Raw genomic sequence first — 19312 nt, forward strand, 5'->3', positions numbered from 1 at the left:
GAACCATGCGCCGCGACCTCCTATCATAACGACATTGGGTGGGGAAATGGCGGGTGCGGGCACTTTCGGCGCCACACCATCCGCCGCCGCGGGGCGACCGGGTGACTTGGGCGCCCAGGCCACGACCAGGCCTGGGCCCGCAAGGGTCCGGCCATCCATCACCCCCATCCGGTGCCAAGGACCCGGGGCCGCTCCAGGCCCCGAGGTGGACGGTGGGATGATGACCGACGACGGCAAGCGGACGTTACGCAGCGCGCACAGCTATGGGAAACTGGACCGCGACGGGTTCATCCACCGCAGCTGGATGAAGAACCAGGGCCTGCCCGGCGACGTGTTCGACGGCCGCCCGGTCATCGGCATCTGCAACACCTGGTCGGAACTGACCCCCTGCAATTCCCACCTGCGCGAGGTGGCGGAGCATGTGAAGCGCGGCGTGTGGGAGGCCGGCGGCCTGCCGGTGGAATTCCCCGCCATGTCGCTGGGCGAGACGCAGATGCGCCCCACCGCCATGCTGTTCCGCAACCTGCTGGCCATGGAGGTCGAGGAATTGATCCGCGGCAACCCCATCGACGGCGTGGTGCTGCTGGGCGGCTGCGACAAGACCACCCCGGGCCAGATCATGGGGGCGGCCAGCGTCGACCTGCCCACCATGGTCATCTCCTCCGGCCCGATGCTGAACGGCAAGTACCGCGGCAAGGACATCGGCTCCGGCACCGACGTGTGGAAGTTCAGCGAGGCGGTGCGCGCCGGCGAGATGACGCTGAAGGACTTCATGGGGGCGGAGGCCGGCATGTCCCGCTCGCCCGGCACCTGCATGACCATGGGCACCGCCTCCACCATGGCTTGCCTGATCGAGGCCATGGGCCTGTCGCTGCCCTTCAACGGCACGCTGCCGGCCATGGACGCCCGCCGCCGCGCCATGGCGCATGAGACGGGCCGCCGCATCGTCGCCATGGTCAAGGACGACGTGAAGCCGTCGCACATCCTGACCCGCGCCGCGTTCGAGAACGCCATCCGTGTGCACGCCGCCATCGGCGGGTCCACCAACGCCGTGGTGCACCTGCTGGCCCTGGCCGGCCGCGTGGGCGTGGAACTGTCGCTGGAGGATTTCGACGCCTTGAGCGCCGATATCCCCCTGCTGGTGGACCTGCAGCCGTCGGGCCGGTACCTGATGGAGGATTTCCACTACGCCGGCGCGCTGCCGGGTCTGATGACCAAGATCAAGGACAAGCTGAACCTGGACGCCGTCACCGTCGGCGGCATGACCATCGGCGACATCGTGGCCGAGGGCGAGGTCTACAACGACGAGGTCATCCGCCCCATGGCCAACCCGGTGAAGCCCGTCTCGGGTATCTGGGTGCTGCGCGGCAACCTGGCGCCCGATGGGGCGGTGATGAAGCCCAACGCCGCCTCGCCCGAGCTGCTGACCCATCGCGGCCGCGCCGTGGTGTTCGACACCATCGAGGACTTCAAGGCCCGCATCGACGATCCGGCGCTGGAGGTGGACGAAACCTCCATGCTGGTGTTGCGCGGCTGTGGCCCGAAAGGGTATCCCGGCATGCCGGAAGTGGGCAACATGCCCCTGCCGCCCAAGCTGCTGGCCAAGGGGGTCAAGGATATGGTGCGCATCTCCGACGCCCGCATGAGCGGCACGGCCTTCGGCACCGTGGTGCTGCACGTCGCCCCTGAATCCACCGCCGGCGGGCCGCTGGCCCTGGTGCGCACGGGCGATGAGATCGAGCTGAACGGCCCCAACCGCAGCCTGAGCCTGCTGGTGGATGAGGCCGAGCTGGCCCGCCGCCGGGCCGAGCTGGCGGCCCGGCCCGCCGCCCCCATCCCGGCGCGCGGCTACTACCGCCTGCATGTCGAGCATGTGATGCAGGCCGATAAGGGCTGCGATCTGGATTTCCTGGTGGGCGCCAGCGGCGACCGCGTCACGCGGGAGTCCCACTGACATGGCGGCACCCGTCTTCATCGCCGGCGACTGGGGCACCAGCAACCTGCGCCTGTCGCTGGTTGACGCGGACGGCGCCGTGCTGGGCACCCGCACCGGTCCCGGGGCCGCCGCCGTGCCGGCGGGCGGCTTCCCCGACACGGTGCGCGGCCTGCTGGCCGATTGGGATGCCGCCCACGGCCGCCTGCCCCTGCTGCTGTGCGGCATGGTGGGGTCCACCCTGGGCTGGGTGGAGGTGCCCTACGCCGCCGCCCCGGCGGGGGCTGGGGAGATCGCCGGGCATCTGCAGCGCATCGATCTTGACGGACGGCCCGTCTATATCGCGCCGGGCGTGAAGGGCACCAACCTGCAGGGCGCCCCCGACGTCATGCGGGGGGAGGAAACCCAAGTGCTGGGTGCCCTCATCACCCGTCCGGCTCTCGCCACCGGCGACCACCTGCTGTGCCTGCCCGGCACCCATTCCAAGTGGGTGGATTTGTCGGACGGCCGCATCACCGGCTTCACCACCGCCATGTCGGGCGAGATCTACGCCTTGTTGTCCAAGCACAGCACCCTGGCGCGCGGGGCGGCCGAATGGGACGGCACGCCGGACGCCGGTTTCCGCCAGGGCCTGGCCCGGGTGGCCGAGGCGGGCGCCGACGTCCTGCATCTGCTGTTCGAGACGCGCGCCCGCCAGATGGCGGGTGTCCTGACCCCTGAGGATGCCTTGGGCTTCCTGTCCGGCCTGGTCATCGGCGGCGACGTGGCCGCCACCCTGGCCCGGCACCGGGCGCTGGGCCGGCCGGCGCCCGCGCGGGTCGTCCTGGTGGGCGCGCCGGCGCTGAACACCCTATATACCCTGGCATTGGCCAGCCACGGCGTGGCCGCCCTGGCGCTGAACGGCGCCGAGCAATCCACCGCCGGCCTGCTGGCCTATTTCCGCCGTTTGTGAAGGGCCGCCTGTGAAGGGCCCCCCTGTGAAGGAACGCGTCATGACCGAAGCCTGGTTGAAGCACATGCCCGTGGTGGCCATCCTGCGTGGAGTGACGCCCGATGAGGTGGTGGCCGTGGCCTGCACCCTGCACGACGCGGGCATCCGCGCCATCGAGGTGCCGCTGAACTCGCCGGAGCCGCTGCGGAGCATCGAGCGGCTGGTGCAGACCTTCGGCGACGACTGCCTGGTGGGCGCGGGCACCGTGCTGTCGCCGGACAAGGTGGACGCGGTGCGCGCGGTGGGTGGTCAGCTGATCGTCTCGCCCAATGTCGACGTTTCCGTCATCGCCCGCACCGTGGCGCTGGACATGGTGTCCATGCCCGGCTTCTCGACGGGGACCGAAGCCTTCGCCGCCATCGGCGCCGGCGCCCGCCACCTGAAGCTGTTCCCGGCCAGCAGCCACGCCCCGGGGCATGTGAAGGCGCTGAAGGCCGTGCTGCCGGCCGACGTCGCCGTCTACGCCGTGGGTGGCGTGACGGCCGCCAACCTGCAGCCGTGGGTCGATGCCGGCGTCACCGGCTTCGGCTCCGGCGGCGACCTGTACAAGCCGGGCGTGGATTTGGGTGAGATGGCGAACCGCGCCGCCAGCTTGGTGGCCGCCGTGCGCGCCGCGCTGAAGCTCTCGTAAAGTCTGGTACAAGAACCCGCCACCGATCTTCGGCGGCGATAGGACGCGACCGCGTCCGCCGGAAGTTTCCGGGGAACGCGGTGGACTGGAAACTGAGGAAGCCCTTAAGGCCGCTTCGCGGCCGTGGAAAACCTGGGCCGGCCGGATGGCCGCGCCCGGCGACTGAGGGGGCCTTGAAAAGGCCAAATAACATAAGGGGGGTACGCCGATGGGTTTGGCGACGCTTGATATTGCGGTGCTGGGGTTCTACGCCGTGTTCATTTTCCTGCTGGCCCAGTGGGTGTCGCGGGAAAAGGTCGGCCATGAGAAGAACGCCAAGGATTATTTCCTGGCCGGCCGGTCGCTGCCCTGGTGGGCCATCGGCGCCTCCCTCATCGCCGCCAACATCTCGGCGGAGCAGATCATCGGCATGGCGGGCTCCGGTTACGCCATCGGCCTCGCCATCTCCTGCTATGAATGGATGGCGGCGCTGACCCTGATCATCGTGGGCAAGTACTTCCTGCCCATCTTCCTGGAAAACCAGATCTACACCATGCCCCAGTTCCTGGAGCAGCGGTACGGGTCCAGCGTGCGCCTGACGCTGGCCGTGTTCTGGCTGGGCGTCTACGTCTTCGTCAACCTGGCCTCCATCCTGTGGCTGGGCTCCATCGCCGTGCACGCCGTGGCGGGGGTGGACCAGATGTACGCCCTGATCGCCCTGGGCCTGTTCGCCTGCGCCTACTCCCTGTTCGGTGGGCTGAAGGCGGTGGCGCTGACCGACATCGTGCAGGTGGGCCTGCTGGTCATGGGCGGGCTGATCATCAGCTACCTGGCCCTGAACCAGATCGCCGACGGCCAGGGCGTGGTGGCCGGCTTCCACCAACTGGCGGCCAACGTGCCGGAGAAGTTCAAGCTGATCCTCACCAAGGACAGCCCCTTCTACAAGGACCTGCCCGGCATCTCCGTCTTGGTGGGCGGTCTATGGGTCATGAACGTGTCCTATTGGGGCTTCAATCAGTACATCATCCAGCGCGCCCTGGCTGCCAAGTCGGTGCGCGAGGCGCAGCGCGGCGTGGTCTTCGCCGCCTTCCTGAAGCTGCTGATGCCGGTCATCATCGTGCTGCCGGGCCTGGCCGCCGTGATGCTGATCCCGGGCCTGCCGGTGCCTGACCAGGCCTATCCGGAACTGATGAAGATGCTGCCCACGGGCCTGAAGGGCCTGGTGTTCGCGGCCCTGGTCGCGGCCATCGTCGCGTCGTTGGCGTCCAAGATCAACAGCGTGGCCACCATCTTCACCCTGGACCTCTACGCCCACATCAAGACGAACGCGTCCCAGCATCATCTGGTGGCCGTGGGCCGCGTCGTCAGCGTGGTGGCGGTGCTGATCGGCATCGTGGTGGCGAAGCCCCTGCTGGGTAACTTCGATCAGGCTTTCCAGTACATCCAGGAATTCACCGGCTTCTTCACGCCGGGCATCTGCGTCATCTTCCTGCTGGGTATGTTCTGGGCCCGCGCCAGCGCCGCCGGCGCCCTGACCGCCGCCATCGGGTCCGCCGTGCTGTCGCTGGCCTTCAAGATCTGGTTGCCGGCGCTGCCCTTCATGGACCGCGTGGGCGTCGTGTTCCTGTTGTGCCTGGCCGGCGCGGTGCTGGTGTCGCTGGCGGCCCCGGCCGCCATCCCGGGTCAGATCAAAGTCAAGCTGAAGGGCATCGATTATTCCACCACCACCGGCTTCAACATCGCGGCCCTGGTGGTACTGGTCGTCCTGTCCGCCCTCTACATCACCTGGTGGTAAAATGACGAATGCCCATCCCCTGCTCGACGCCCCGCTGATCGCCACCTTCGCCCTGGGCAATGCCCTGGGCGAAGGGGTCACCTGGGATGAACGCGACCAGTCGCTGTGGTGGACGGACATCCATGCGCGCCGCCTGCACCGTCTGGACTGGGCCAGCCGCGCGGTGGAGACCTTCGCGGCACCGGAACGCGTCTGCTCCTTCGGCCTGATCGAGGGCGACGCCGACCGCCTGGTGGTGGCCTTCGAAAGCGGTTTCGCCCTGTTCACGCCGCGCACGGGCCTTGTCGAATGGTTGGCGCGGCAGGATCTGCCCGCCGGCGTCCGCTTCAACGACGGCCGGGTGGACCGCCAGGGCCGCTTCTGGGCCGGCACCATGGTGGAGGATGAGGCGGCGCGGGCGGCCAGGTCGCTGGCTGGCGCGCTCTACCGCCTGGACGGGCGGGACCGGGCCACGCCCCTGGTGCACGGCGCCCTCATCTCCAACAGCCTGTGCTGGAGCCCCGACGGCACCCGCATGTACTACGCCGACAGCGTCACCCGCCGGATTAGCGCCTTCGACTACGATCCCGCCACCGGCACGCCGTCGAATGAAAGCGTTTTCGTGACGACGGAGGAGGGGGCCTACCCCGACGGCGCCAACATCGACGCCACCGGCCACCTGTGGAGCGCGCAGTGGGGCGCGGCCCAGGTGGTGCGCTACGCTCCCGACGGCAGCGTCGCCGGCGTCATCCCCCTGCCCACGGCCCGGGTCAGCTGTATCGCCTTCGGCGGCCCGGACCTGACCCTGCTGTTCGTCACCACGGCGCGCGAAGGCATGACGGAGGCCGAGATCGCGGCCGATCCCAACGCCGGCAACCTATTCGTGTATGATATCGGTACCATCGGCGTGCGCGGCTTGGTGGATAGTGCGTTCAAATTGGCCTCGGCAGGGATATAAGTGGTTGTGAGGAATAATGTGGGGGAAGGGATGATTGCCAAGTTTCGCGGCCAAAACCTGACGTTCGCCATCGTCCAGGATCTGGGGGCCGCGATCGTTACCGGGACCTACAGCGCCGACAAGCCCTTCCCCATCGAGGCCGACCTCTGCAAGCATTACGGCGCCAGCCGCAGCGTGCTGCGCGAGGCGGTGAAGATGTTGACGGCCAAAGGCCTGCTGCGCGCCCGCCCCCGCCAGGGCACCTGGGTCGAGCCCGAGGAAAGCTGGAGCCTGCTGGACCCCGACGTCCTGCGCTGGATTCTGGAGCGCAAGTTTTCCCTGCCCCTGCTGGCGGAATTCACAGAGATCCGCCTGGCCGTGGAACCGCTTGCGGCCCAGCTGGCCGCCGCCCGCGCCACGCCGGATGAGAAGGCCGCCATCAAGGTGGCCATCGACCGCATGTACGCGGCAGAGCGGGGGGAGGATGATCCCCTGACCACCGACATCAACTTCCACGTCGCCATCCTGAAGGCCAGCGGCAACCGCTTTTACCTGCAGCTGCGGGAACTGATCGACACCGCCTTGCGTTTCAGCATCCGGCGCACCAACCAGTACAAGGGCGTGCGCCTGGCCAGCGTGGCCGACCACAATGCCGTGGCCGAGGCCATCCTGGCGGGCGATCCCCCCCGGGCGGAGGCCGCCATGCGCTACCTGATGCAGGAAGCGCTGGACCTGCTGTCGCAGGGCGAGGAGGCCGAGGGCAAGGCCGCGGCTTCGTGAGATCCCGCCTGAAAATCCGGAGTTTGCAGGATGCGTGAAGACGCCAGTCGTGAAAATGGCAGGCTGGCCATCGGGCTGATCGCCCATGACGGCAAAAAGCAGGCGATGGTCGATTGGGCCCTGGCCCACGCCGACTTCCTGCGGGCGGGAAAGATATACGCCACCTCCTCCACCGGCACCCGGGTGGCGGAGGTCATCGACGGCCTGGACATGACCCGCCTGCGCAGCGGCCCCTTGGGCGGCGACCAGCAGATCGGCGCCATGATCGTCGAGGGTGGGCTGGACATCATGATCTTCTTCGTCGACCCACTGGGTACCCTGCCGCACGACGTGGACGTGAAGGCCCTGCTGCGCCTGGCGACGCTGGCCGACCTGCCCTTCGCCTGCAACCCCGCCACCGCCAGCCTTCTGGTGGCGGCGATGGCGCAGAGCTGAGGGCGTTATTTCGTCGGGCAGCGCGTCATCCAGGGCGCCACCATTCCCGTTCCCCGATTCATTAGAGCCGTCGCTTCGTTGACATAGGTGGCGCCATCGTCTCCAGTCAGCGACCAAAGCCGCAACTTGCCCCCATCCTGGGCCAACACGACCTGTGTGCGCTGGTCCAGGGCCATTTTGTTAAGCAATACCAGGGACAGGCCGCCATCCGGTGTCGCCGACAGATCCGCCAGCGTGTACTGGTTGATCGTGTCTATGTCGGCAAAGGCGGTCCAATTGGGGAAGGTTTCAACGGCGATGGTTCCGTCCTTAGCCTTCGACAGCGTGAGAACGAAGGCCCTGGGATCACGCTCACCACATGTGTCCGACCAGGTTCCCAGCAGAGCGGTGACGGCCGGCGCGCTGGCCAAATGCTTGGCCATGAGCTTGCTCAATTCCGTCGTGTAGTCGTCGTAAAGCTCGGCCAAGCAGCCCAACGCCTTCCCCATGGGGATGTCAGGTGACAGGGCGCCATGGTCGGGGATACCGCAGGCGGAGGCCCGGGATTTCAGCCAGGCCCGATGATTGGTCATGAAAGTTGACCGTTCAGCGTCTGTCACACCTGGTACCAGTCCCGTCTGTCGGGTCATCTGGCGGAACACTTCCGCCATGCGTTGATCGTACTCCGGCAGCCAGGGGTCGCGACAGATCAGCAAATCCAGCGGGGCGGAGGCCTTGGCGCAGTCGAAGCTGGGCGCGGCCTTGGCTGGGGTTCCTGGGGCTTGAGGTCCAGGCGCGGTCAAATCCAGGGTCTCGCAGGGGGTGGTGTTGACGCAAATCTTGGCCGCTTTCGGGCTGGTGAAGACCACCATCATGTCCGTATCGTTGTGCGGACGATCATCAGCGGTGGTGTAGAACAAGGCGCTGGCCGCCTCCACATCGCCGACATAGATGGTCGCGTTGGTGGAATCCAGATGATACGGGTTTATCCCCACCGTGATGGAAATCGTCTTATGTCCGCCGAAGTCGCAAACGATGCGCGGCCGGCGATGGTCGTCATAGCGGGGAAAGGATTCGGCGTCGTGGAGCTCCCCCGGCGGGGTCGGCTCTGACGCTGGGTCGTAGGTGAAGAATCTCAAGGTCGCGGTAATGGCCTTCTGGTCGCAGTTGACCGCCACCGTCATATTTGCCTCATCGGCACGGGCGGGGTGGCTGATGGAAAAAGCCAGGGGAATCAGGAAGGTCAGCAGGATGAAGAGCCACAGGCGTGGCTTTTTCCAAGGTGCAATGGGCACAGGCGTCGTCCCCCGAAGATGATCCCCATAAACCTATAGGTACACCAACGGGGACGGGGAATGGCCGAAATCAAGAGGGCGGCCGCGAAGGACCGCCCTTTCCGATACCATTGCCCGCCTGCTTATTTGACCTTGTCCAGGGTCTTGGCCATTTCCAGATGCGAGGCGATGGTGGGTTCGGTCTTGGCGGCCCAGTCCTTCAGGGCCGCGTTGTCGCCGCCCTTGGCATAGCGCTGGAAGGCGCTGTCGGCGTCTTTGTGCACGCTCACCTGATCCTCGCGGTACTGCTTCACGAAGTCGGCGCCGCTCAGGCTGTTCAGCTTGTCCAGCTTCTTCTGATGGGCGCTGTCCAGGGCGGTGGGGATGGTCGCCTGCACGGTGCCGCCGGTGACGATGGTCTTCAGCTCCGTCGATGTCTTCTGGTGCGCCTGGATCATCTGGTTGGCGAAGGACTTGGTGGCCGCGTCGCCCTTCTGCTGCGCCAGCTCGCTGGACTGGATTTCGAACATGTCGCCGATGGCGACCTCCTTCACGAAATCCTCCGTCCGCGGGGTGACGCCCAGGACGGAATTGGCGCCGGTCTTCTCGCCCATGGACTTGGCCTTGTCGCCCACGGAGTCTTGCGCCGACGCCGGGGTGGCGAGGGCGGGGGCGAACAGCATCAGGCACAGGGCGGAGGCGGCGGCCGCCTTGCCGGTCAGGGTCCTCATGATGGCAACTCCTCATGACGGGGATGGATCGGGCGGTCCGGGTGGGCCGCCCACAACCCCAGCAGAAGTGCCAAGGGGGGCATCCGGTTCCGCCCGCCACCTCGGCCAACGACTTGGCGGCATCGGGGGGCGGGACAGTATCGGCGCTAAGGCTGGTCGGATGACCGCATCGAGTTGACCTATGAGGACCGCCTGTGGGATGAGCGGCCCATCGTCCTTGCCAGCAAAGGTTACGCCGACCCGGAAACCAGCCTGGACGGCCTTCTGGATTGACGCCACGGACATGGACGCGCGCCGTATCAAAAATTTCGCCGTTCAAATTATTAAAGAAACAATGCAAGATTTTTACATATGAATTGAAGGGCTAAGCTAAGATTTGGCCCATGCCAACATGCCTGCGCGGGGCGGGCCAACAAGATGGGGTTTGATGTCCGTGAAGTCTTCCGTCCTGTCCCTGGCCGCCGTGCTGGCGGCCGGTACCGCCCTGGTGAGTTCGCTGTCGGCCATGCCGGTCCGGTGCCGATGAGGCCCTGCCGCAGCCCTATCCCGCCGCGGCCCCCATCCCCGACCCGCAGGACGTGACCTATCCCGGCACCATCCGGCTGCAGGTCGACGCCACCGATACCGAGCGCCGGATCTTCTGGGTGAAGGAATCGGTACCGGTGAAGGGCCCCGGCCCGATGACCCTGCTGTATCCGAAGTGGCTGCCGGGCAACCACTCCCCCACCGGGGCCATCGACAAGCTGGCCGGTCTGATCATCCATGCCAAGGGCGGGGCCACCGACGGCCAGCGGGTGGAATGGGAACGCGACCCGGTCGAGGTCTACGGCTTCCATGTCGACGTGCCCAAGGGCGCCACGGCGCTGGAGATGGAATTCCAATTCGTTTCCCCCACCGCCGACAACCAGGGCCGCATCGTCATGACGCCCGACATGACGAACGTGCAGTGGAACGCGGTGGCCCTCTATCCCGCCGGCTACTTCACCCGGCGCATCCCGGTGGAGGCCAGCGTGAAGCTGCCGGAAGGCTGGGGCTTCGGCACGGCGCTGGATGTGGCCAAGGAGGCCGGCAAAGACGGCGTCACCACCTTCAAGACCGTGCCCTTCGAAACCCTGGTGGACAGCCCCATGTTCGCCGGCCGGTACTACCGCCGGCTGGACCTGGACCCGGGCGGGCGCTCCCCCATGCACCTGAACATCGTCGCCGACCGGCCGGAACTGCTGGAGGCGACGCCCGACCAGATCGCCTTCCACCGCAATCTGGTGGTCCAGGCGGACAAGCTGTTCGGCGCCCGCCATTACGATCATTACGAGATGCTGCTGGCACTCAGCGACAAGCTGGGCCACATCGGCCTGGAGCATCACCGCTCCAGCGAGAACGGCACCACGCCCACCTATTTCACCGACTGGAACAAGTCGGCGGGGCATGAGCTGCTGTCGCACGAATACACCCATTCCTGGAACGGCAAGTACCGCCGCCCGGCGGACCTATGGACGCCCAACTTCAACGTGCCCATGCGCGACAGCGGTCTGTGGGTGTATGAGGGCCAGACGCAGTTCTGGGGCTGGGTGCTGGCCGCGCGCGCCGGTTTGACCACCCGGCAGCAGGCGCTGGACAACTTGGCCGGCGTGGCCGCCACCCTGGAAACCCGGGCGGGCCGCGCCTGGCGCGACCTGGCCGACACCACCAACGGCCCCACCGTCGCCATGCGCCGCCCGGCGCCGTGGATCAGCTGGCAGCGCGCCGAGGATTACTACATCGAAGGCCAGATGATCTGGCTGGACGCCGATAGCCTGATCCGCGAGCGGTCGGGCGGCAAGCGCAGCCTTGACGATTTCGCCAAGGCCTTCTTCGGCATCAACGACGGCAGTTACGTCCCGGCGACATACACCTTCGACGACGTGGTCAAGACGCTGAACCAGGTGGAACCCTATGACTGGGCGACCTTCCTGCGCACCCGTCTGGACACGCACCAGGCCGCGCCGCTGGATGGCCTGGCCCGTGGCGGGTACAAGCTGGTCTACACCGACCAGCCGCTGTCCGAGGCCAGCCGCGCCAACGAGGTGCCGGGTTCGCTGAACCTGACCTATTCCCTGGGCCTGGCCCTGGACAAGGCCGGCATGCTGACCAGCGTCCAGTGGAACGGCCCGGCCTTCAAGACGGGCCTGACCGTGGGGACCAGCGTGGTGGCGGTCAACGGTGTCGCCTATGACGCCGACCGCATGAAGGCGGCGGTGACGGCGGCCAAGGGCCAGGGTCCGGCGGTGGAGCTGATCGTGAAGAACGGCGACCGCTACCGCATCGTGCGCATCGACTACCACGACGGCCTGCGCTACCCGCACCTGGAACGGGTGGAAGGCACGCCGGCACGCCTGGATGATTTGCTGACCCCGCGCGACTGATGGGACTGGCACCCCCGGCCCGCGCGGGCCGGGGGCATGCGAAATAAAATGTCCGGAATGGCGGATTTTTGCGCAATGCAGGCCCCAGGTTCCAGGGGTGGACACGGAACAAAATTATCCTATGGTGGCAACGCAAAATTTTCTGACTTAAATTTTTTGACCTACCCTCGCGTGCATCATCCAGGGTGCGCAAGGGGGCCCGGGCAGACGGTGCAAGTACCAAACAGGGCCGGAACCGACCCAACGGTTCCGGAATGGGGCCTAGCGTTTCAGGAGGAGGTGGGGGCGGCCGGGATATCCCCTGGTGTCGGCCCGTTGAGGAAGGTCGAGGAATTCCAATGCAGATTTTGAGTACCCGGGCCAAAAAGCCGTCCATGCCCATCGGGGAGCAAATCCGCAAGCGTCGCAAGGACATGGGCCTGACGCTGCAGCAGCTGGCCGATCGCTCCGGCCTGTCGGCGCCGTTCATCAGCCAGGCGGAGCGCAACCTCAGCGTCCCCTCGCTGGTGTCCTTGCTGGCGCTGGCCGAGGCGCTGGAGGTCGACATCTCCTTTTTTATGCAGGTGCCCAACACCGGCACCATCGTGCACCGCGCCGCCAAGCCCAACATCATCGAGGTGGACAGCCCCGTCCAGTACATCGACCTGGCGTCGGACCTGGATGACCGCAAGCTGGACATCATCCTGATGAAGATTCCGCCGGGCCACGCCTTCCCAGTGGATACCCGCAATGGGGAGCATTTCCGCTACGTCCTGTCGGGTGAGCTTTACGCCACGGCCGGCAACACCCGCACCACCCTGAAGGCAGGCGACAGCATGCATTTCGATGCCCGCATGAAGCACACGGTGGAAAACCGCACGGACCAGGAAGCGGTGTTGCTGTACGTCGGCACGCCCAGCGTCTTCAAGAAGGCCCAGCGCGCCAAGTAAGGGGCGGGCCAGCAAGTACATAATTCCGTTTCAGGCGCCGTCGGCAGTATTTTCGGAACAGCGGCGGCGGTCTTTCGGTCACTTTCACTAACGATCCGACCTTGGTCCCGAACGGGGCACCAGGGTAGGGTAGGGCCCGTCGGCATCAGGCGGCCCGTGGGGGACAACTCCCCCGCGGGCACTCAAGAAGAAAGACGGGACATGGCGGCAGTGCGTCCGGAGGCAGGCGGATCCGGCTGGGAATTCTGGGTCGATCGCGGCGGCACCTTCACCGATGTCGTCGCCCGCCGGCCCGACGGCCGGCTGCTGACCGCCAAGCTGCTGTCGGAAAATCCCGAGCAATACCAGGACGCGGCGGTCGCCGGCATCCGCGCCCTGCTGGCGGACCATCCCGCCTTCCCCGCCGACATCGACGCCGTGAAGATCGGCACCACCGTCGCCACCAACGCCCTGCTGGAGCGCAAGGGTGAGCCGCTGGTGCTGGCCATCACCCGGGGCCATGCCGACGCCTTGCGCATCGGCTACCAGGCGCGCCCGCGCCTGTTCGACCGCCACATCAGCCTGCCCGACGCCCTCTATACCCGTGTGATCGAGGTGGCGGAACGGGTGGATGCCGACGGCGCCATCCCGATGCCGCTGGATGAGGACGCGACCCGCCGCGACCTGCGGGCCGCCTATGACGCCGGCTACCGCGCTGTGGCCATCGTGCTAATGCACGGCTACCGCTTCGACGATCATGAGAGGCGCGTGGCCACCATCGCCCGCGCCATCGGCTACACCCAGGTGTCGGTCAGCCATGAGACCAGCCGGCTGATCAAGCTGGTGCGCCGGGGCGACACCACGGTGGTGGACGCCTACCTGTCGCCGGTGCTGCGCCGCTATGTCGACCAGGTGTCGGGCGCGCTGAAGGACAATGAAGGTGCAAAGGGTGGCAAGCCCCGGCTGCTGTTCATGCAGTCGAACGGCGGCCTGGTGGATGCCCGATCCTTCCAGGGCAAGGACGCCGTGCTGTCCGGTCCCGCCGGCGGCATCGTCGGCATGGTCAGCACGGCGGTCGAGGCCGGGTTCGACCGGGTCATCGGCTTCGACATGGGGGGCACCTCCACCGACGTGTCGCACTACGCCGGCACCTATGAACGCACCTACGAGACCACCGTGGCCGGCGTGCGCCTGTGCGCGCCCATGATGAACATCCACACCGTGGCGGCGGGCGGCGGCAGCGTCTGTACCTTCGACGGGTCGCGCTTCCGCGTCGGCCCGGAATTGGCGGGGGCGGTGCCCGGTCCCGTCTGCTATCGCCGGGGCGGCCCCCTGGCCGTCACCGACTGCAACCTGATGCTGGGCAAGATCCGGCCGGCCTTCTTCCCCCACGTCTTCGGGCCCGGCGCCGACCAGCCGCTGGACCTGGCCGCCGTCGAGGCCCGCTTCCACGCCCTGGCCGCCGAGGTCAAGACGGCGACGGGGGAGGAGCGCACACCGCATCAACTGGCCGAAGGGTTCATCACCATCGCGGTGGAGAAGATGGCCAAGGCCATCAAGGAAATCTCCGTGCAGCGCGGCTACGACGTGGCCCAATACACGCTGGCCTGCTTTGGCGGCGCCGGCGGCCAACACGCTTGCCTGGTGGCCGACGCCCTGGGCATGAAGCGGGTGATGATCCATCCCTTCGCCGGCGTGCTGTCGGCCTATGGCATGGGCCTGGCCGACCTTCGCGTCATCCGCGACCGCACGGTGGAACAGCCGCTGTCGGCGGACCTGGATCTCACTACACCGGCCGACGCCCTGGCGCGGGAGGCCAAGGCCGCCCTTGCCGCCCAGGATGTGCCGGTGGCGGATGTGGCGATCGAACTGACCGCCCGGCTGAAGTACGCCGGCACCGACACCAGCCTGGCCGTGCCCTTCGGTGACGCCACGGCACTGGCCGACGCCTTCGCCGACGCTCACCAGCGCCGCTTCGGCTTCATCGCCCCGGGCAAGGCCGTGGTGGTGGAGGCGCTGGCGGCCGAGGCCATCGGCCATCCCGGCCGCGGCAGCATCACGGCCGCGGCCGGGGACGCGGCCACCGGCGCACCACGGCCCTTGGCCGAGGTCCGCACCTATATGGCGGGTGCCGAGGCCGGCACCCCCGTCTATGATCGCGTCCACCTGGCGCCCGGTCATGAGGTGAATGGTCCCGCCCTGATCCGCGAGGCCACGGCCACCACGGTGATTGAGCCCGGTTGGCGCGCCCGGGTGGACGGCCATGCCAACCTGATCCTGGAACGGGTGGTGGCCCTGGCGCCCCGCACCGCCATCGGCACCACCGTGGATCCGGTGATGCTGGAGGTGTTCAACAACCTGTTCATGGCGGTGGCGGAACAGATGGGCTACGCCCTGCAGAACACCGCCTATTCGGTCAACATCAAGGAACGGCTGGACTTTTCCTGTGCCCTGTTCGACCGCAACGGTGGGCTGATCGCCAACGCCCCGCATATGCCGGTGCATCTGGGCTCCATGGGCGACAGCGTGCGCGCCATCGTCGAGGCGCGGTCCAAGGATGGTCGGGGCATGCGGCCCGGCGACGTCTACATGCTGAACGCGCCCTATAACGGCGGCACCCACCTGCCCGACGTCACCGTGGTCATGCCGGTGTTCGACGGCGACGGCAGCCTGCTGGTGTTCGTGGCGGCGCGCGGCCACCAGGGCGACATAGGCGGCATCACCCCAGGCTCCATGCCGCCCGACAGCCGCACCGTGGAGGACGAGGGCGTGCTGATCGACAACTTCCTGCTGGTGGAGGGCGGACGGTTTTTGGAGGAGGAGACGCGGGCCCTGCTGGCCGGCGGCCGCTATCCCGCCCGCAATCCCGACCAGAACATCGGCGACCTGCGCGCCCAGGTGGCCGCCTGCGCCAAGGGGGCGGAGGAGATGGCGGCCATGGTGGGGCAGTTCGGCCGCGACGTGGTCGAGGCCTACATGGCCCACATGCAGGACAACGCCGAGGAGGCGGTGCGCCGCGTCATCGACGTGCTGAGGGACGGTGCCTTCCGCTATGAGATGGATAACGGCGCCGTCATCCAGGTGGCCGTCACCGTGGACCGGCGGGCGCGCCAGGCGCTGGTGGACTTCACCGACACCAGCCCGCAGTTGGAGACCAACTTCAACGCGCCGCTCAGCGTCTGCCGCGCCGCCGTGCTCTACGTCTTCCGTACCCTGGTGGATGACGAGATCCCGATGAACGAGGGATGCCTGAAGCCCATCGTGCTGAAGGTGCCGGCCGGCTGCCTGCTGAACCCCACCTATCCGGCGGCGGTGGTGGCCGGGAATGTGGAGACCAGCCAGGTGGTGGTGGACGCGCTCTACGGGGCGCTGGGCGTCATGGCCGGTGCCCAGGGCACCATGAACAACTTCACCTTCGGCGACGACGCCCGCCAGTATTACGAAACCATCTGTGGCGGCTCCGGCGCGGGGGCCGATTTCGACGGCACCAGTGCGGTGCAGACGCACATGACCAACAGCCGCCTGACCGATCCCGAGGTGATGGAGGTGCGCTACCCCGTGCTGGTGGAGCGCTTCGGCGTCCGTCGCGGCTCCGGCGGGGTGGGGCGCCATCGCGGCGGTGATGGGGTGGAGCGGCTGATCCGCTTCCGCGCGCCCATGACCGCCGCCATCCTGTCCAACCGCCGCCGCGTGCCGCCCTTCGGTCTGGACGGCGGTGGGCCGGGCGCGCCGGGGGTGACGGAGGTGCACCGGGCCGACGGCACGGTCCAGGTGCTGGCCGCCACCGATACCGTGGCCATGAACCCGGGCGACGCCATCCTGGTCAAGACACCGGGCGGTGGCGGCTATGGCAAGGCGGGCGAGGGCGACGCCTGATGCTCAGCCTGGTCGGCATCGCCATCGTCGCCGCCGGCTTCGCCGCCCGCCTGAACCCGCTGCTGGTGGCGGTGGCGGCGGCTTTCGGCACCGGCCTTGCCGCGGGCATGGGCGTGCTTGAGATCGTCGCCGCCTTCGGCCGCCTGTTCAACACCAACCGCTACATCTGCCTGGTCTACCTGTTCCTGCCCCTGATCGGCCTGCTGGAACGCCTGGGCATCCAGGTGCAGGCGCAGCGCCTGATCGGGGGGCTGAAGGCCGCCACGGTCGGCCGCACCTACCTGGTGTTCTTCGTTCTGCGCCAGGTGCTGGCGGCCCTGGGGGCCAAGGACCTCAGCGGCCATGCCCAGATGGTGCGCCCCGTGCTGGCCCCCATGGGCGAGGCGGTGGCGGAGGAGACGCTGGGCCGGCCCCTGGCGCCGGCGGAGCGCACGCTGGTGCGGGCCCACGCCGCTGCGGCGGAGAACATCGCCCTGTTCTTCAGCGAGGACATCTTTGTCGCCATCGGCTCCGTCATCCTGATCAAGGGCTACTTGGCCGCCAATGGCATCGAAGTCAGTCCCCTGGACGTTTCGGTCTGGGCCATCCCCACCGCCCTCGTGGCGGTGGTGATCCACGGCGCCCGCCTGCTGCTGCTGGACCGCCGGCTGAAGGCCGCAAAAGGGGTGGTGGCGTCATGATCGGCATCAGCGTCGCCTATGACCTGGCCGGCCTGATGTTCGCCGCCATCGCCTGGCGCTCGGCGCGGGACGCCGGCAATCCCCGGCGCCTCGGCGCCGGCCTGTTCTGGGCCTTGCTGGCGCTCAGCTTCCTGGCGGGCGATTACCTGGGGGATCTCGCCAACGGCATCCTGGTGCTGGCCTTGGCCGTCCTGGGTGGCTTCGGCCTCATGGGACGGGGGACGGAGGCCTGCGCCCCGCGCGAGGCGCGCGAGGAACAGGCCCGGCGTTGGGGCTATTGGCTGTTCCCCATCCTGTTCCTGCCGCCTGTCATCGCCCTGGCGGGCACGATCTGGGGGCCGGCCCTGACCTGGAACGGCCGGCCGCTGGTGGACCCCAAGCAGGGCACGCTGATCTGGCTGGCGCTGGGCATCGTGGCGGCGCTGGCGGCGACGGTCCTGTACACCCGGCAGCGCTTGGGCACCCCCCTGCGTGACGCCCGGCGCCTCGTGGAACTGGTGGGCTGGGCCGCCATACTGCCGCAGGTGCTGGCGGCCCTGGGCGGCATCTTCGCGCTGGCCAAGGTGGGTGACGCCGTCGCCGCGCTGGTGGGTCAGTACCTGACCCTGGACCACCGCTTCCCCCTGGTGTGCGCCTACACCGGCGGCATGGCGCTGCTGACCATCCTGATGGGCAACGCCTTCGCCGCCTTTCCGGTCATGACCTCGGGCATCGCCCTGCCGCTGCTGGTGGGCCGCTTCGGCGGCGACCCGGCCGTCATCTCCGCCATCGGCATGCTGTCGGGCTTCTGCGGCACGCTGATGACGCCCATGGCCGCCAATTTCAACATCGTCCCGGCCGCCCTGCTGGAGCTGCCGGACCGCAACGCGGTCATCCGGGCGCAGGTGCCGACGGCCCTGCTGGTCCTGGTGGCCAACACCCTGCTGATCCAAATCCTGGGTTTCCCCAAATGACCAATTCCGCTTTTCCCGGCCTCAGCGAGGCCCACGCCGTCCGGTTCGCCGAGATCGCGCTGGGCCACGTCACCCGTGAATACCCCAACGTCATCACCCATTTCCTGAACGGGCCGGAGGACGCGCGGACGCCGCGCGCCATGCACCCCATCTTCTTTGGCAGCCTGGACTGGCATTCCTGCGTCCATGGCCACTGGCTGTTGGCCCGCACCCTGCGGCTGTTTCCCGGCAGCCCGGTGGCCGACCGCATCCGCGCCCTGTTCGCCGACAGCTACACACCGGAAAAGGTCGCGGGCGAACTGGCCTATTTCCAGCGGCCCAACACCGGCACCTTCGAACGGCCCTACGGCTGGGCCTGGTACCTGCTGCTGGCCGCCGAACTGCGCCGCACCGGCATGGGCGCTGTCGGCGCCGCCTGGGCCACGGCGCTGGCGCCCCTGACGGCGGAGATCGTGGGCCGGCTGAAGGCCTATCTGCCCAAGGCGACGTACCCGGTGCGCACCGGCCTGCACATCAACACCGCCTTCGCCCTGACCCTGTCCATGGCCTATGCCCGACGCCGGGGCGACGACGGCCTGGCCGACCTCATCACCCAAACCGCCCAGGCCTGGTACGGCGGTGATGCCGATGCCCAGGTGTGGGAACCGTCGGGCACCGATTTCCTGTCGCCGGTGCTGACCTCCGCCGTCGCCATGGCCGCCGTGCTGCCGCGTGCGGAGTTCCGCGCCTGGTTCGCCCGCCTGCTGCCCGGCGTGGCGGATGGCCAACCACGAACCCTGTTCACCCCGGCCACGGTCAGCGACCGCAGCGACGGCACCATCGCCCACCTGGACGGTCTGAACCTCAGCCGCGCCTGGTGCTGGCGCGCCATCGCCGCCCAGCTGGACCCGGCGGACCCCGTTGCCATCCAGGCGCGGGCGGCGGCTGACCTGCACCTGGCGGACGCCCTGCCGCACCTGGAATCCGACTACATGGGCGAACATTGGCTGGCCAGCTTCGCCGTGCTGGCGCTGGACGGGGTGTGACGGCGACAGGTTGAATGAGGGAGG

General features: G+C 67.9%; 15 protein-coding genes. 13 read left to right on the plus strand and 2 right to left on the minus strand.

The window, feature by feature from the left end; genetic code table 11:
- Positions 1-217 precede the first annotated feature (217 nt).
- The 7 genes from UAA55_RS03475 to UAA55_RS03505 all read left to right on the plus strand — a co-directional run bounded on the left by UAA55_RS03475 (position 218) and on the right by UAA55_RS03505 (position 7460).
- Positions 218-1954 carry an IlvD/Edd family dehydratase gene (locus tag UAA55_RS03475; RefSeq protein ID WP_322951275.1) on the plus strand — a complete coding sequence of 579 codons (1737 nt, stop codon included), beginning with the start codon at positions 218-220 and terminating at the stop codon, positions 1952-1954.
- Between the two features lies 1 nt (position 1955).
- Positions 1956-2885: a 2-dehydro-3-deoxygalactonokinase gene (locus tag UAA55_RS03480; protein ID WP_322951276.1), complete on the plus strand. Its 930-nt coding sequence runs from the start codon at positions 1956-1958 to the stop codon at positions 2883-2885.
- A 40-nt stretch (positions 2886-2925) separates the two neighbouring features.
- Positions 2926-3555, plus strand: a complete 630-nt coding sequence (locus tag UAA55_RS03485) for a 2-dehydro-3-deoxy-6-phosphogalactonate aldolase (protein WP_322951277.1) — start codon at positions 2926-2928, stop codon at positions 3553-3555.
- Between the two features lie 208 nt (positions 3556-3763).
- Entirely contained in the window at positions 3764-5329 is a 1566-nt protein-coding gene (locus UAA55_RS03490) for a sodium/sugar symporter (RefSeq protein ID WP_322951278.1), read from the plus strand.
- Between the two features lies 1 nt (position 5330).
- A complete protein-coding gene (locus UAA55_RS03495) occupies positions 5331-6266 on the plus strand; it encodes an SMP-30/gluconolactonase/LRE family protein (RefSeq protein WP_322951279.1) in 936 nt (311 codons plus the stop codon).
- A 30-nt stretch (positions 6267-6296) separates the two neighbouring features.
- A complete protein-coding gene (locus tag UAA55_RS03500; protein WP_322951280.1) occupies positions 6297-7025 on the plus strand; it encodes a FadR/GntR family transcriptional regulator in 729 nt (242 codons plus the stop codon).
- A gap of 30 nt (positions 7026-7055) precedes the next feature.
- The gene (locus tag UAA55_RS03505) at positions 7056-7460 is read left to right on the plus strand and encodes a methylglyoxal synthase (RefSeq protein ID WP_322951281.1); all 405 of its coding nucleotides are present in this window, start codon (positions 7056-7058) and stop codon (positions 7458-7460) included.
- 5 nt (positions 7461-7465) lie between these two features.
- Here UAA55_RS03505 and UAA55_RS03510 read toward each other — a convergent pair whose 3' ends face one another.
- Together UAA55_RS03510 and UAA55_RS03515 are read right to left on the minus strand one after the other, a co-directional pair.
- On the minus strand, positions 7466-8734 hold the full coding sequence (locus UAA55_RS03510) for a lysozyme inhibitor LprI family protein (RefSeq protein WP_322951282.1): 1269 nt from the start codon (positions 8732-8734) through the stop codon (positions 7466-7468).
- Between the two features lie 122 nt (positions 8735-8856).
- Positions 8857-9444, minus strand: coding sequence for a DUF4142 domain-containing protein (locus UAA55_RS03515; protein ID WP_322951283.1), 588 nt, complete (start codon positions 9442-9444; stop codon positions 8857-8859).
- A 578-nt stretch (positions 9445-10022) separates the two neighbouring features.
- Between UAA55_RS03515 and UAA55_RS03520 the strand changes: the two genes are divergently transcribed.
- From UAA55_RS03520 to UAA55_RS03545, 6 genes are all read left to right on the plus strand, one after another.
- Complete coding sequence (locus UAA55_RS03520) at positions 10023-11846, plus strand: M61 family metallopeptidase (RefSeq protein WP_322951284.1); 1824 nt, start codon at positions 10023-10025, stop codon at positions 11844-11846.
- 338 nt (positions 11847-12184) lie between these two features.
- Entirely contained in the window at positions 12185-12775 is a 591-nt protein-coding gene (locus tag UAA55_RS03525) for a helix-turn-helix domain-containing protein (RefSeq protein ID WP_004271904.1), read from the plus strand.
- Between the two features lie 201 nt (positions 12776-12976).
- Entirely contained in the window at positions 12977-16630 is a 3654-nt protein-coding gene (locus tag UAA55_RS03530; RefSeq protein ID WP_322951285.1) for a hydantoinase B/oxoprolinase family protein, read from the plus strand.
- Complete coding sequence (locus UAA55_RS03535; protein ID WP_322951286.1) at positions 16630-17310, plus strand: DUF969 domain-containing protein; 681 nt, start codon at positions 16630-16632, stop codon at positions 17308-17310. The genes UAA55_RS03530 and UAA55_RS03535 overlap by 1 nt, the downstream gene beginning before the upstream one ends.
- A complete protein-coding gene (locus UAA55_RS03540) occupies positions 17307-18263 on the plus strand; it encodes a DUF979 domain-containing protein (RefSeq protein ID WP_322951287.1) in 957 nt (318 codons plus the stop codon). The genes UAA55_RS03535 and UAA55_RS03540 overlap by 4 nt, the downstream gene beginning before the upstream one ends.
- Entirely contained in the window at positions 18260-19288 is a 1029-nt protein-coding gene (locus tag UAA55_RS03545; protein ID WP_322951288.1) for a DUF2891 domain-containing protein, read from the plus strand. Before UAA55_RS03540 ends, UAA55_RS03545 begins: the two co-directional genes overlap by 4 nt.
- Positions 19289-19312: the final 24 nt, after the last annotated feature.

This window comes from Nitrospirillum guanabarense (assembly GCF_034653355.1).
Lineage (GTDB): Bacteria > Pseudomonadota > Alphaproteobacteria > Azospirillales > Azospirillaceae > Nitrospirillum.